This is a genomic window from Faecalicatena orotica (assembly GCF_905197545.1).
GTDB lineage: Bacteria > Bacillota > Clostridia > Lachnospirales > Lachnospiraceae > Faecalicatena_A > Faecalicatena_A orotica.
Genome location: NZ_CAJJZH010000007.1, coordinates 167,866 through 182,321 on the forward strand (window position 1 = coordinate 167,866; position 14,456 = coordinate 182,321).

At 47.0% G+C, this 14,456-nt stretch carries 12 protein-coding genes; 8 read left to right on the forward strand and 4 right to left on the reverse strand.

Annotated features, from left to right (window positions below):
- Window positions 1–21: 21 nt before the first annotated feature.
- Entirely contained in the window at window positions 22–825 is an 804-nt protein-coding gene (locus ABIN22_RS15605; protein WP_346909804.1) for a gluconate 5-dehydrogenase, read from the forward strand.
- Window positions 826–893: 68 nt separating this feature from the next.
- Here ABIN22_RS15605 and ABIN22_RS15610 read toward each other — a convergent pair whose 3' ends face one another.
- Entirely contained in the window at window positions 894–2,168 is a 1,275-nt protein-coding gene (locus ABIN22_RS15610) for a PD-(D/E)XK nuclease family transposase (protein WP_346909806.1), read from the reverse strand.
- A gap of 291 nt (window positions 2,169–2,459) precedes the next feature.
- Here ABIN22_RS15610 and ABIN22_RS15615 point away from each other — a divergent pair, with 291 nt between their 5' ends.
- Entirely contained in the window at window positions 2,460–2,762 is a 303-nt protein-coding gene (locus tag ABIN22_RS15615) for a metal-sensing transcriptional repressor (RefSeq protein ID WP_109732197.1), read from the forward strand.
- 10 nt (window positions 2,763–2,772) lie between these two features.
- Window positions 2,773–5,298, forward strand: a complete 2,526-nt coding sequence (locus ABIN22_RS15620) for a heavy metal translocating P-type ATPase (RefSeq protein ID WP_346909809.1) — start codon at window positions 2,773–2,775, stop codon at window positions 5,296–5,298.
- A 156-nt stretch (window positions 5,299–5,454) separates the two neighbouring features.
- Here the strand turns inward: ABIN22_RS15620 and iadA are convergent, their stop codons facing one another.
- From iadA to ABIN22_RS15635, 3 genes are all read right to left on the reverse strand, one after another.
- Window positions 5,455–6,597, reverse strand: coding sequence for a beta-aspartyl-peptidase (gene iadA, locus ABIN22_RS15625; RefSeq protein WP_346909811.1), 1,143 nt, complete (start codon window positions 6,595–6,597; stop codon window positions 5,455–5,457).
- Window positions 6,598–6,687: 90 nt separating this feature from the next.
- Window positions 6,688–7,758 (reverse strand): DegT/DnrJ/EryC1/StrS family aminotransferase, encoded by a 1,071-nt coding sequence (locus tag ABIN22_RS15630; RefSeq protein ID WP_346909813.1) that lies wholly within the window; start codon window positions 7,756–7,758, stop codon window positions 6,688–6,690.
- A gap of 107 nt (window positions 7,759–7,865) precedes the next feature.
- On the reverse strand, window positions 7,866–8,708 hold the full coding sequence (locus ABIN22_RS15635) for a MurR/RpiR family transcriptional regulator (protein WP_109732201.1): 843 nt from the start codon (window positions 8,706–8,708) through the stop codon (window positions 7,866–7,868).
- A 234-nt stretch (window positions 8,709–8,942) separates the two neighbouring features.
- On the opposite strand from ABIN22_RS15635, the gene ABIN22_RS15640 reads away from it, so the two are divergent.
- The 5 genes from ABIN22_RS15640 to ABIN22_RS15660 all read left to right on the forward strand — a co-directional run bounded on the left by ABIN22_RS15640 (window position 8,943) and on the right by ABIN22_RS15660 (window position 14,450).
- Window positions 8,943–9,209 carry a hypothetical protein gene (locus ABIN22_RS15640; protein WP_118620196.1) on the forward strand — a complete coding sequence of 89 codons (267 nt, stop codon included), beginning with the start codon at window positions 8,943–8,945 and terminating at the stop codon, window positions 9,207–9,209.
- A complete protein-coding gene (locus ABIN22_RS15645) occupies window positions 9,206–10,720 on the forward strand; it encodes a sodium/pantothenate symporter (protein ID WP_109732203.1) in 1,515 nt (504 codons plus the stop codon). Before ABIN22_RS15640 ends, ABIN22_RS15645 begins: the two co-directional genes overlap by 4 nt.
- A complete protein-coding gene (locus tag ABIN22_RS15650; protein ID WP_109732204.1) occupies window positions 10,720–11,478 on the forward strand; it encodes a creatininase family protein in 759 nt (252 codons plus the stop codon). Before ABIN22_RS15645 ends, ABIN22_RS15650 begins: the two co-directional genes overlap by 1 nt.
- 124 nt (window positions 11,479–11,602) lie before the next feature.
- Window positions 11,603–12,805, forward strand: coding sequence for a M20 metallopeptidase family protein (locus ABIN22_RS15655; RefSeq protein ID WP_346909816.1), 1,203 nt, complete (start codon window positions 11,603–11,605; stop codon window positions 12,803–12,805).
- A gap of 88 nt (window positions 12,806–12,893) precedes the next feature.
- Complete coding sequence (locus ABIN22_RS15660; RefSeq protein WP_346909818.1) at window positions 12,894–14,450, forward strand: ABC-F family ATP-binding cassette domain-containing protein; 1,557 nt, start codon at window positions 12,894–12,896, stop codon at window positions 14,448–14,450.
- Window positions 14,451–14,456 lie beyond the last annotated feature (6 nt).

A 14,456-nucleotide genomic window follows, 5' to 3' on the forward strand; every position in this document is an offset into this window, starting at 1 on the left:
AATCAGGAGGTAAATTTAGAAATGAGTATTTTAAATCTTTTTTCATTAGAAGGTAAAGTCGCACTGGTGACAGGCGGCGCATATGGGATTGGCTTTGCTATGGCAAAGGCTTATGCACAGGCAGGAGCAAAAATTGCATTTAACTGCAGGAGTCAGGCACATTTGGATCAGGCACTCGCTGATTATAAGGCAAAAGGCATTGATGCGAAAGGCTACATTTGCGATGTGACAGACGAAGCACAGGTAAAAGAGATGGTTGCATCTATCAAAAATGATCTGGGAACGATTGATATTCTTGTGAATAATGCAGGAATTATCAAGCGTATCCCGATGACGGAAATGAGTGCGGAAGACTTCCGCCAGGTGGTGGATATCGACCTTACAGCGCCGTTTATCATGTCAAAGGCAGTGATTCCGGACATGATCGAAAAAGGGCATGGCAAGATTATTAACATCTGCTCGATGATGAGTGAACTGGGGCGCGAAACTGTATCCGCATATGCAGCGGCAAAGGGCGGACTGAAGATGCTGACCAAGAATATCTGCTCCGAGTACGGTGAGTATAACATTCAGTGCAATGGTATCGGACCGGGCTATATCGCAACACCACAGACCGCTCCTCTCCGCGAGATACAGGAAGATGGCAGCAGACACCCATTTGACCAGTTTATCATCTCCAAGACGCCCGCAGCAAGATGGGGAGTCCCGGAAGATCTGATGGGACCAGCTTTATTCCTTGCGTCAGAAGCATCTGATTTTGTGAACGGACAGGTCCTGTATGTAGACGGAGGAATCCTTGCCTATATCGGAAAACAGCCAAAATAGTTTCAGCTAAAAGATCTCCCTGACGAAACAATGCCTAATGCATTGCTACCGGCAGGGAGATCTTAATACTATAATTTACCCTCTGACAACTTATTTACAATATTTTTTAATTCTTCTAATTCTTTTTTGATACCTTCCTTCTCAAGCCGTTCTATTTCTATCTGCTGGCATTGTTTTTCATATTTTTCCTGTTGTTCAACAAATATTTTCTGTTGATCTTCTAGCCTTTTCTGTTGATCTTCGTATTTACGCTGTTGTTCATCAAACATTTTCTGTTGCTCTTCTAGCCTTTTCTGTTGCACTTCGTATTTACGTTGCTGTTCATCAAACATTTTCTGTTGCTCAACGTATTTTCTTTGTTGCTCTACGTACTTTCGCTTCTGCTCCTCCAGAATTTTCTTCTGCTCTTCAACTTCTTTCCGCTTTTCATCCACCTCTTTGTGCAATGCATCCAGTTGTTCCTGCTGCTCTTCAATCATATACTGCACTGTGTTGCGGTCTAATTCCAGTAATTCCTTAGAGAACATATCCATCACCCCTTCGATATTACCGCAGATTTCGTATACCTCTTCATACATTTCCTGAAAGACGGGATACTTACCTACAATCTCTAAAATCCGTTCCGGGCTGTCATCACACAAAAAACTCAGCCAGGCCTCCAACTTGTTATTTATAGTTTTATTGTGCGTGCTTTCTTTGTAAATGTCAAGTGGGATTAAAACATACTCCTGCAGCATATTCAAATTCAGTCCTGTCTGAAATACCTGTTTTGCCCTGTGAATATATGCGGATTCGATTTCGTGAAACTCAGATGTGCTTTTTTCGAAAAATACAATGGTATAGACGGTTTTTACATCTTGATATGTAAACTTCTTTTTCCTCTGTCCTTTGACCCTTTTGTATTGTCTCAGCAGTAAATCGGCGGAATAGCAGGCTCCGCGCTGGCCGGGGAATGCATATCCGATTTTCTGGATTTCAATATTTGCCAGACTTCCCTCTTCCAGTTCGACCACGATATCCGTAATCAGAAGCGAACTTTCGTCGGCCAGCCGGACCGAGTCATTGGGAAGCACCTGCCGGATATGTATATTCTGCCCCAGTAATAAGGAAAGCAGTTCTTCCAGACGTTCCGGATGAACATCGGGATTCATAATTTCTTTAAAGAATGAATCATATGTCATTTTTACTCCCCGTACACCCGTGCATACATCCAGAAATTCTTTTTTCTGTTCATCATTCCACTGGGCAAACTGCCACGAACATACCGGACTGCGGTTAATCTCATCTAACACCTCCTTTCGTGTCCTGATTTGTGGAAAATACTTTTTTAGCCCTTTTTGCATAGGCAATGCTCCTTTCTTTGCATACTGCACTGATTTCTTCTTTGTTTTGGTTTTTTCATTCGCGGATACAGTTTCGATAGTGAAACGCCGAAATGAGATGTCAAACGGCTCTGAGCCGGCGGAATCGCCTGCCGTTTTGATGGATTAAGAGTATCATATCCAAAATGGGAATTCAATTAATAATTTATAAAATTTAGAAAGAAAATTCGAAGTAAGACACCGTTTTTGAAAAAGATCTTGCAATATACCCGGTGGGGGTATATAATGCGAGTATAAAGTGAGGTGTTAATCATGGAAGAGACAAAAGAATGTTGTCATAAGACAAAGGAACGTTCTGAAAAAGAATATAAAGATCTTATCAACCGTCTGAACCGTATTGAAGGTCAGGTGCGGGGTATTAAAAAGATGGTAGAGAGCGATACTTATTGTACAGATATCCTCGTACAGGTATCGGCAGTGAATGCAGCCCTGAACAGTTTTAACAAGGTGCTTCTTGCCAGCCATATCCGGACCTGTGTTGCGGAGGATATTAAGAATGGGAAGGATGAGACGATTGATGAGCTTGTCGTAACCCTACAGAAATTAATGAGATAGGAGGCAGAAGATGGAACAATATACGGTAACAGGTATGAGCTGTGCGGCCTGCAGTGCCAGGGTAGAAAAGGCGGTAGCCAAAGTGCCGGGGGTTACATCCTGCTCTGTCAGCCTGCTTACGAATTCTATGGGAATAGAAGGAACGGCCGCACCTTCAGATGTGATAGCAGCCGTGGAAGAGGCTGGATACGGAGCAGCACAGAAGTCTGCGGGGGCAGATAGCAGGGCTGCGGGGAAACCGGCGGCTGACAGTGAGTTTTTAAAAGATAAAGAGACCCCTTTGTTAAAGAAGAGGCTGACGGCTTCTTTGTGTTTATTAATACCGTTGATGTATGTCTCGATGGGGCATATGATGTGGAATTGGCCGGTGCCGGCCTGGCTGGAAGGGAACCATGTGGCAATGGGCCTGATACAGCTTTTACTGACAACGGCGGTCATGGTTGTTAATCAGAAGTTTTTTATCAGCGGTTTCCGGAGCCTGTGGCACAGGGCCCCCAATATGGATACGCTGGTTGCCCTTGGTGCGGGGGCCGCATATGGATACAGCACCTATGCACTATTTGCCATGACAGATGCCCAGATGCATAATGACATGGCCGGGGTCATGACCTATATGCATGAGTTTTATTTTGAATCTGCAGCAATGATCCTGACGCTGATCACGGTCGGGAAAATGCTGGAGGCACGTTCAAAAGGAAGGACGACGGATGCACTAAAGGGCCTTATGAAACTTGCGCCGAAGACTGCGACGATCATGAGGAATGGAGCCGAGACAGAAGTTTCGATAGAGCAGGTTAGAAAAGGGGACATATTTGTAGTAAGGCCCGGGGAAAATATACCCGTGGATGGTATCGTGATCGAGGGCAGCAGTGCGGTTAATGAGTCGGCTCTTACCGGGGAAAGCATACCCGTGGATAAGACTGCCGGTGATACAGTTTCGGCAGCGACATTAAATCATTCCGGCTTTATTAAATGTCAGGCATCCAGAGTCGGAGAAGATACAACACTCTCCCAGATCATTCAGATGGTAAGTGATGCGGCAGCGACGAAAGCACCCATTGCCAAGGTGGCAGATAAGGTATCTGGGATATTTGTACCGGCCGTGATCGGAATTGCGGCCGTTACAATCATTGCCTGGCTGCTTGCAGGACAGAGTATTGGTTTTGCCCTGGCAAGGGGGATTTCCGTACTTGTCATCAGCTGTCCGTGTGCATTGGGGCTGGCGACGCCGGTTGCTATCATGGTCGGAAATGGAATGGGTGCAAAGCATGGAATTATGTTCAAGACGGCCGTATCTCTGGAAGAGGCGGGCAAGATGCAGATCGTGGCTCTGGATAAGACCGGAACGATTACGAGCGGAGAGCCAAGGGTAACGGACATCATACCGGCTGAGGGAATTTCAGAAGAAGAACTTCTTGCAATGGCATATGCACTGGAAAAGAAAAGTGAGCATCCTCTGGCCCACGCTGTATTGAAAAAGGCAGGGGAGAATGAAATAGCGGATCTGGAAGAGGTCTCGGATTTCAAGGCTGTACCGGGGAATGGACTTTCCGGAAGAATGGGCGAAGATATCCTGACAGGCGGCAATCTTAAATTCATCAGCGAAAATGCAGAGGTTTCAGATGAAATAAGACGAAGCGCAGAACAGCTGGCTGAGAGTGGAAAAACACCATTATTTTTCAGCCGCAATGGTAAGCTGGCCGGAGTGATTGCAGTTGCCGATGTTATCAAGGAGGACAGCCCGAGGGCTGTAAAAGAACTGCAGAACATGGGAATCCGTGTGGTTATGCTGACAGGTGATAATGAACGGACTGCGAAAGCGATCGGGCAGCAGGCCGGAGTTGATGAGGTAATTGCGGGAGTTCTTCCGGAAGGAAAGGAGAGTGTCATCCGTACACTTAGGAAGAAAGGCAAAGTTGCAATGGTCGGGGATGGGATCAACGATGCTCCGGCACTTACGAGAGCAGATATCGGTATCGCGATTGGAGCAGGTACGGATATTGCAATCGATGCCGCGGACGTTGTGCTGATGAAGAGCAGGTTAAGCGATGTTCCTGCTGCAATCCGGTTAAGCCGTGCAACACTCAGGAATATCCACGAAAATCTGTTCTGGGCATTTTTCTATAATGTCATCGGAATCCCTCTGGCGGCAGGGGTATGGTACTCCCTTCTCGGATGGAAACTAAATCCGATGTTCGGCGCTGCGGCAATGAGCCTGTCCAGCTTTTGTGTAGTTACCAATGCTCTGCGTCTTAATTTATTTAAGATGTATGATGCTGGAAAAGATAAAAAAATAAAAACAAGAAAAAATCAGGAGGAATTAACAATGGAAAAAACAATGAAAATCGAAGGCATGATGTGCGGACACTGTGAGGCAAGGGTAAAGAAAAGTCTGGAGGCTCTTGCAGAGGTAGATGAAGCAGCAGTGAGCCATGAAGCAGGAACGGCGGTTGTAACTCTTAATGCGGAGATTGCTGATGACCTGTTGAAAAAGGCTGTGGAAGATCAGGACTATAAGGTACTGGAAATCCAGTAGAAAAAAGGGATGCCGCCTGGCATCCTTTTTTTCTATTTCATAGGAAAGTACGTCCTATGAAATAAAAAGCCCTCCGGGGGATGCGCACTGCGGCGTATAAGGTAGATGTCGCGATGCGACCGCCGCAGGCGCGAGTTTCGCAAGCGAAACTCTATTTTACTCATAAGTTCCAAACCGCCTGATTGCTCCGTCTTCCATCATGATCTGGCCTCTGGCAATGACTGTCTTAAGTTCCAGATCCTTATTGAGCAGAATCAAATCAGCATCTGCTCCTTCCCGGACGTGGCCTTTCCTGTCATGGATTTCCAGAGACTCGGCTACATTTGTGGTAAAATAAGTCAGGGCCTGTTCCAGTGGTACAGACAGTTCCTGTACCAGCTTTCTCAATTCTCTGAACATGGTGTCTACTTTGGAGACTCCAATTTCCAGAAGAGTTCCGTCTTCGGCATAATTTGACCAGCTCCCGTGTCCGTCAGAGCTGATTGTAATGTGCTGCTGCAAAAGCCCGCGCTTCATGGCGGCCACGATACATTCTCCGGGGGACGGCTGTCCCGGCATACCGCAGGTAAGGTCGATATACCCGCCCTTGTCCAGAAAAGCATATCCTGCTTCCAGTAAGTCCGGGTTCCGGTTTACGTGGGTCGGGTGGAAGACGCGGATCGGTATGGCGCTTTGGGAGAGGGCTGTCAGGACCGGATCCAGACCGCTTTCGGCATCGCCCATGTGGAGCACCAGAATGCCTGCCTTGCCGCTGAGCATGCCGGCAACTCTGGTCTTGCTTGCAATCTGTATCAGTTCTTCTGCTGTGACATTGGGTGCCCTGTGGTCAGAGATTGCCAGTTTCATTCCCAGTACACGCTCCAGAAATACGATGTCCCTGTCAGGTTCTCCGGTGATCGTCGGTGCGGGATATCCATAAGCCCCTGTAAGCATATAGGCAGTTACCCCTTCTTCATTCAAGGCGGCTGTCTTTGCATACAGATTCTCCACGCTGCGTGTCATTCCATCTGTGCCAAGCAGGCCGACTACCGTCGTGATACCGCTTCCGATTAGTTCAGACAGTTCCAGTTCAGGGGTGCGGGTGTGGAAGCCGCCTTCGCCGCCGCCGCCCGTCACATGAACATGCTGGTCAATCAGGCCGGGGGCGAGTATCAGGCCTTCCCCATCCAAAATACGGCAGTCAAACGGCAGCATTCCGATTTCGTCTGCAATGCATGCAATTTTATCTTCACATATGAATACGTCTTTGCGGCCAATATATGTTGGCGCATATACATCTATATTTTTAATCAGCAACATGGTATAAGCTCCTTTTCCCCACCAGTATTTTCTTAATCTCATATTGACGTACTTTTAATGATTTGTCAATACTGTGCAGCCATCCGGGGATCACATATGACTGCCGAAAGCGGCAAATGTATCCACTACCCGCTGCATATCCTCAAGAGTATACCGCTGGTCACAGCTGATCGACATGATATGGGCATATACATACTGTGCATGCGGAAAATCAGCAATCTCTATGAATGGCGGAACCGGCCAGTAAACCTTCGGAGCAATATCGTTTGCAGTGAGAAAATCCATGAGCGGCTGTCTGTCATCGCAGAGGAAGGGGAAGAACATCGGGCATGCATCTCCGGAAAGGACCGGGAATACCGGACGGATGGCTGGATTCTCAGGCAGATGCTCCAACAGATACGCATAATTCTCCCGCCTCTTTTGGATGGCTTCGTCCAGAGGATAGTGGCGGATAGCATTTAGAGACTGTGCATCCCCTTCCTGTATATCGAAAATTTCCCGGAGCATCCATTCTGCTTCCCAGAATGCATCGTAGCCCTCTTTTTGGAGCGCGGTGTCTCCGCCGGCCTCGTACCCCCTGCGTGCCTGTAAAGCGTGGTCACGAATTGCCAGGTGCTTTTCATCAGGGGGAAGAAGCGTCACATGGAAGGTTCCACTGCGTTTGAATGCGAGACCTCCGGAGGTGACACCCATCCATTTGCGGAGGCTGACTGCCACATAGTCGGTATCCGGGCAGGTTGCCTCCATAGAAAATGCTGTATGGGTGGTATCCTGCATGACAGTCACGCCGTTCTTTCTGCATCGTTTCACAAAACCGGTATCAAATGTGGTGAATCCATAGTAACCACATATGAGCAGGAAACTGATCTTACTGATCAGGTTTTCGTCAAAGAGTGGGACCATATGCTCATCTACATCATAATAATAAATCTGATAGCCGGCCTTTACAAAGCATCCGCTGACTGTTTCACAGGTGTAGGCGGGGAGATAAGCGACCCTCCTTGTATCTGTCAGCATGGAATCTTTAAGACACAGGTAAATCGCGCACCTGCCTGACATCAGATGCCTGACATCTCCTGCATCCGGACATACACGCTGTGCATAATGGTTTTCGGTTGGCATTGCCTTTTCATACGGGAAAAATCCTCCAATTTCCTTCATGTAGAACCTCCTTGAATATGTAATGTGTTTTTAAATATACCGGCAGAAATGAGAAAATATTTCTGACAGCAGATTTTCAGAAGAACAGAATCTGGGACACGGATTCTTTAGGATGGCAGTGTATCAATAAATTCCTCTCTTTCTGATGCCGGGACCATGTCAATGACAAGGCAGGATGCGAGAAGGTTCAGGAGTGCCATCGGGACAGTCAGAGAGTTATAGAACATCCTTGTCGAGGTCTGGCAGAGGAGCAGGTGGCTGCAGCACTGTGCCACGGGGGATGTTACGTTGTCTGTAATTGCAAGGAGAGATCCTGCTTTTTCAATAGCCTTTTTGGCAATGCTCCCAATCGGATAATAGTATTTGGGAAAAGAAAAGAATATGGCAAGATCTTCTTTTGTCAGCTGCTGCAGAAACTGCTGGGTCTGGGCAAGGTCGTCGAGATCGATCAGGACCGCATGGAAGTTAAGCAGCTGCAGGCGGGCTGATAAAAATTCCCCGAGTGTTTTTGAAATATCATGCGCAAAGATAAAAATACGCTGGCTTTTCTGGATCAGGCTGGCAGCAGTCATAATATCAGCGAGATTTACGGCAGCGAAAAAGTCGGTAACTGTGACAGATTCCTGGATACAGATATCACGCAGAAGAGATTCTTTGTCTGCATCATTGGCCACAGTCTGCTCCGGAAGAAAATAGGTAGGGGCAGACAGCAGCTTTATCATATGTTGTGTATAATCACGGAACTTATCCTTCAATTCCAGAAAACTGGAGCAGCCGATTTTTTCACAGAATCTCAGCAGGGTCAGTTCGGAGGCGCCTACCTGCTGGCTGAGCTGTGCAAGTGTGACATAGCAGATATCCTCCGGGTTGGAAATCAGATAATCGGCAATGCTTCTCTGCTTTCTAGTAAATGTAGGATAAAGGCTTTTGATGTGTTCAAGTATGTCCATATCTTAAATCTCCTTAAATTGTGTGAATTGTTTTAAAATTTGATGACTGAAAATAAATATTAAAATTTTTTGAACAATATGTAAGTAAACACTTTACAATAATATAATATCATGTATAATAGAAAATAACAAGTAAAGTATTTACTTTACTTTCGGAAAAAGTTGCAACGAACAGACCGAACAATTATTTGCAGAAGAAACTGCAAAAAAACAAAGGAAAGAGAGGATGTACAATTGAAGAAATTATTTGAAAACCACTTTGAGCGGACATGGCTGATCATTTTTCTGTTTCTATTCTTTCTGATCATGATTCCGTTCCCATTTTTCTACAGTGAGACGTATATTCCGGCGTGGGGAGGAATCCCGTCCTTCTTGTTTGGATGGTTCGCCCACACGACAGTCACATTTGTCCTGATAATCGTGTATTATCGGATGTGCATGAAGAGAAAAGAGTATCATGTGTATGATGAAGAAAATGAGAAGGGAGAAAGTGAAGTATGAGTGAGGCAATCAAACCGTCACCAGGACCGTTTTATGCGGTGCTGATTTTCTATCTTGGAATTATGGCTTTTATTGGCTGGTATGCGAGCAGAAAAACAAAGAGCCTCGGGGACTTTTTCGTGCTGAGCGGAAAAGCTGGTGTGCTTGTCAGTGGTATCGCATACTTTTCTACCCAGTTTTCTATGGGTACATTCTTAGGAACGCCCGGAACCATTTTTGGGGTCGGGTATGCAGGAATGGCGATTTCTGTACCTGGAGCGGTGTTCAGTATGATCCTTCCGGCACTTCTGATAGGGAAAAAACTGGTAACACTGGGCCATGAGTATGGATTTCTTACAATGGCAGATTATCTGTCTGACCGTTACCATTCTAAGAGCATGAGCGGAGTGCTTGGAATTATGATGCTGTTCTTCCTCATTCCAATGATGGGAGCGCAGATTATCGGAGCGGGTGTCATTGTACATGTATTTACAGGACTTCCGGAGTGGGTCGGAGTTGTAGGAATGGGTACGATTGTTATCCTGTACTGTATGACCGGCGGTATGAAGGGGGCCATGATGACGGATGTCATTCAGGGAACTCTGATGTTCGGGACGGCTATCGTTACATTTATTGTTTCTATTTCAATGGGGGGAGGCTTCCATAATATCAACAATACCCTGCAGGGGATGAACGAAGCTTACCTGACGTTCCCGGGAGCGAATGGGTATATGCCGTGGGCATACTTTGTATCTAACATTGTACTATGGTCCTTCTTTACGATGGGACAGCCGCATTTGTTTACCAAGTTCTTCACAATGAAAGACCACAAGACTATGTTCAAGGCAATCCTGTTGGGGACAGCGGGGATGTTCGTCTCAGCGACTTTGATCGAGTGGGCCGGTGTGAATGGAATCGCATCCATCCAGAATATCGCAAAGGCAGACCAGATCGTTCCAATGATTCTGCAGAGAGGATTGAATCCGTTCCTGGCATCCATCTTTATATCAGGTATTGTTGCGGCAGGTATGTCTACCATTGATGGTATTCTTGTCACCACAACCGGAGCAGTGACACGTGATATTTATCAGAAGGTCATCAACAAAAAGGCGACAGATGAAAGCGTTATGAAGCTTTCAAAGGTTGTTACTATTTTGATTGGTATCATTGTGATTCTGTTTGGCGTATTCCAGCCTGGAAGTATTTTTGAAATCAACCTTTTCGCATTCTCGGGAATGGCAATTTTCGTAGTACCGATCCTTTTTGGAATGTACTGGAAGAAATCCACAGCACCGGGCGCTATTGCAGCAGTTGTAGTCGGAGTCATCACACTTTTGTGCTTCACTCTGATTCCGTCCGTGAAAGCACTGGCATTTGGCTTCCATGCATTATTCCCGGCTACTATCCTTGGGGGAATTACGATGGTCATTGTCAGCAGCTTTACTCAGGCACCACCGGAGGAGACAATCCGACGCCACTTCGATGTTTTTAAAAAGAACAATAATGCTATTGGGAAAAAGGAGGCAGCATAATGTATCTTGGTAAAATGACGACAGCACAGGCAAAAGAAGCATTTGCAAAGGACCCGGTCATTGTGATTCCGGTAGGAAGTACAGAACAGCACGGGGCACAGTGTGCACTCGGGACGGACTATATGGTACCTACATATCTGGCAGACCATATCGAGGATATGGAAAATGTAATCATTGCACCGACTGTACCATACGGTGTCTGCCCTTATCATCTGAGTTTCCACGGAAGTATCAATATTGGCTATGAAGGGCTGTATATGGTTCTGCATGGAATCATGGATTCTCTGATGCAGCATGGAATCAAACGCTTTGTAGTCTTAAACGGACATGGCGGAAATACTCCTTCGATCGACCGTGCGGCACTGGAAGTTTATCACAAGGGCGGAATCTGTGCCAGCATTGACTGGTGGAGCCTTGTTGCACAGCTGGACGATAAATTCCGCGGAGGACACGGTGATATTCTGGAAACGTCTGCCATGATGGCAGTGGATCCGGATGCAGTACATCTGGAGCTGGGAGAGCCTATGAACCCACAGGATCCGTCTGAAAATGTGAAAGCGGCATATATTCAGGCAGTAGACTACAGGGGCGGGACCGTACGTCTGGTAAGGGACACTAAAGAGATCGCACCAAGCGGCTGGTTCGGACCGTTTGATCCGAAAGATTCCACAGCAGAGCTGGGGCAGGAGGCACTTGATATTTCTGTTGATTTTATCAGAGGTTTTCTGGAAGAAATGAAAGAATTCAAATGTAAATAATATGTTTTTTTGAAAGTGATGCAGTAGAAGCGGGCGGAAATATCCGCTGTAAGAAAGCTGTCGCCCGAAGACGGGGCGGCAGCTTTTTCCTTGATAAAAGGGGAAAATAAGGAGGCTGAAAGGTATGAACATATTAGAAGAAGCCAAAGGGCTACAGGAACAGCTTACACAGTATGCAAGAGATCTGCACATGATACCGGAGATCGGTGCAGTGCTGCCTGAGACGGCAGGTTATATAAAAAGGAAGCTGACAGAATGGGGAGTTACATATCAGGAGTATCTGGACGGAAATGCAATTGTGGCGACGATAGGCAGCAGCTTGCAGGGAAAACGTATCGCGCTGCGGACGGATATGGATGCTCTGGCAATTGCGGAAGAGACGGGGCTTTCTTATGCATCGGTAAGCGGGAATATGCATGCCTGTGGACATGATGCACATATGGCAATGATGCTTGGCGCTGTCTATATTTTAAAACAAAGGGAAACAGAGCTTTCAGGAACGGTGGAGATATTCTTCCAGCCGGACGAGGAGGGGCTGGATGGCGCGAGGCAGATGATTCAGGAAGGTGCGCTGAAAGAACACCCGGCAGATGGAATCCTGATTCTTCACCTGGCACAGGATGAGGGTCTGGAAAGTGGACAGTTCCTTTTTAAAGAGGGGCCCCTGATGGCTTCGGCGGACACATTCGATATCCGTCTCGAGGGAGAGGGCGTGCATGCGGCACACCCGGAGCTGGGCAGGGACCCGGTGACCGCGGCCGCACATTTGATACAGGCAGTGCAGACGGCTGTCTGCAGAGAATTTCCGGCACTTGATCCGGTGGTAGTCAGTATCTGCAATGTACGGACAAGGCTGAATGATGGAGAGGATGACAGGGTGGTATACAATGCGCTGCCCAAATATGTTGATATGGCGGGAACCATCCGGTGTATGAGCGGGGAAATACGTGAAAGGGCGGTTCGAAGGCTGGGAGAACTGACAGAAGCAGCAGGACAGATGTTTCAAATCAAGACTTCTCTGCGGATGCGGAGAAAGGTTCCTGTGACGGTAAATGATTCAGAACTGACAAAAGCATGGGAAAAGACATGCCGCAATCTATTTGGGGATTCGGCTGTCATTCATCAGGAACAGCCGTTCATGGGATCGGAGGATGCAGGATACTTTATGCAGGAGATTCCGGGTTCTTATGTGCATCTGGTATCCAACGTCTATCAGGACGGCAGAGTGATCCCCGGACACCATCCCCGCTATCGCGCAGATGAAAAGATCCTATACCGGGGGGCTGCATTGCTGGCAGAAGGAGCAGCAGATTTTTTAAACCAATAGACGGGCAGATCACAACGAAAGGTTTTACAATTGTACGCTCAAATGCTACAATAGGTATAAATATTGTACAGAAGTCAAAGGAGTTTTTATGAGCATATTAAATGTAGAGCACTTATCATATGGTTTTGGGGACCGTGCAATTTTCCAGGATGTTTCTTTCCGCCTGCTGCGCGGCGAGCATATCGGCCTCATCGGAGCAAACGGGGAGGGGAAATCCACATTTTTTAATATAGTGACCGGGAAGCTCACCCCCGATGAGGGGAAGGTCGAGTGGGCAAAAGATATCCGGATTGGGTATCTGGACCAGCATACGGTGCTGACGAAAGGGATGACCATACGGGATGCCCTTAAATCAGCGTTTTCCTACTTGTTTGATTTGGAAAAGAAGATGAATGATATTTGTGAGCGTCTGGGAGATGTGGATGAAGAGACGATGAACCAGCTGATGGAGGAACTGGGGACGATTCAGGACACGCTGACGATCCACGATTTTTACGTCATTGACGCGAAGGTGGAAGAAGTTGCACGTGCACTGGGGCTCCTTGACCTGGGTCTGGACAAGGATGTCACGGATTTAAGCGGCGGCCAGCGCACAAGAATCCTTCTGGGCAAGCTTTTACTAGAGAAGCCAGACATCCTGCTTTTGGACGAGCCGACAAACTATCTGGATGAAGAGCACATCAACTGGCTGAAGCGCTACCTTACCGAGTACGAGAACGCGTTTATCCTGATTTCCCATGATATTCCGTTTCTGGATGAAGTGGTCAATATTATTTACCATATGGAGAATCAGGAATTGAACCGGTATGTTGGGAATTATGAGGATTTCCAGCGTATTTATGAAGTGAAAAAGTCACAGATGGAAGCAGCGTACAAGAGGCAGCAGCAGGAAATCAGCCAGCTTAAGGATTTTGTGGCTCGCAATAAGGCAAGGGTGTCTACGAGGAATATGGCGATGTCCCGCCAGAAAAAACTCGACAAAATGGATGTGATTGAGCTGGCGGCGGAGAGGCCGAAGCCGGAATTCCACTTTAAAAAGGGAAGGACCCCGGGAAGATACATTTTTGAGACAAAAGATTTTGTGATCGGTTATGAGGAACCTTTATCAAAGCCGCTCAATATTTCACTGGAGCGGGGGCAGAAGGTTGCGCTGACCGGGGCAAACGGAATCGGAAAGACAACATTGATACGAAGTATCATGGGACTGGTGGAACCGATCAAGGGCAAATGTGTATTAGGGGAGAACCTTGCAATCGGGTATTTTGAACAGGAGATAAAAGGAGAAAACAAATCCACCTGTATCGAGGAGATATGGAGTGAATTTCCTTCTTTTACACAGTACGAAGTGCGCTCCGCGCTGGCAAAGTGCGGACTCACAACGAAACATATAGAGAGCCAGATCCGCGTGTTAAGCGGAGGAGAGCAGGCAAAGGTGCGCCTGTGCAAGCTGATCAACAGGGAGACGAATGTTCTTATGCTCGATGAGCCTACGAACCATCTGGACGTGGATGCAAAGGATGCATTAAAACAGGCTTTGATAGAATATCAGGGAACCCTCCTTTTGATCTGTCATGAGCCGGAGTTTTATCAGGACATTGTGCAGGAGGTATGGGACTGCTCGAAGTGGACGACCAAGCTCGTATAACAGGAT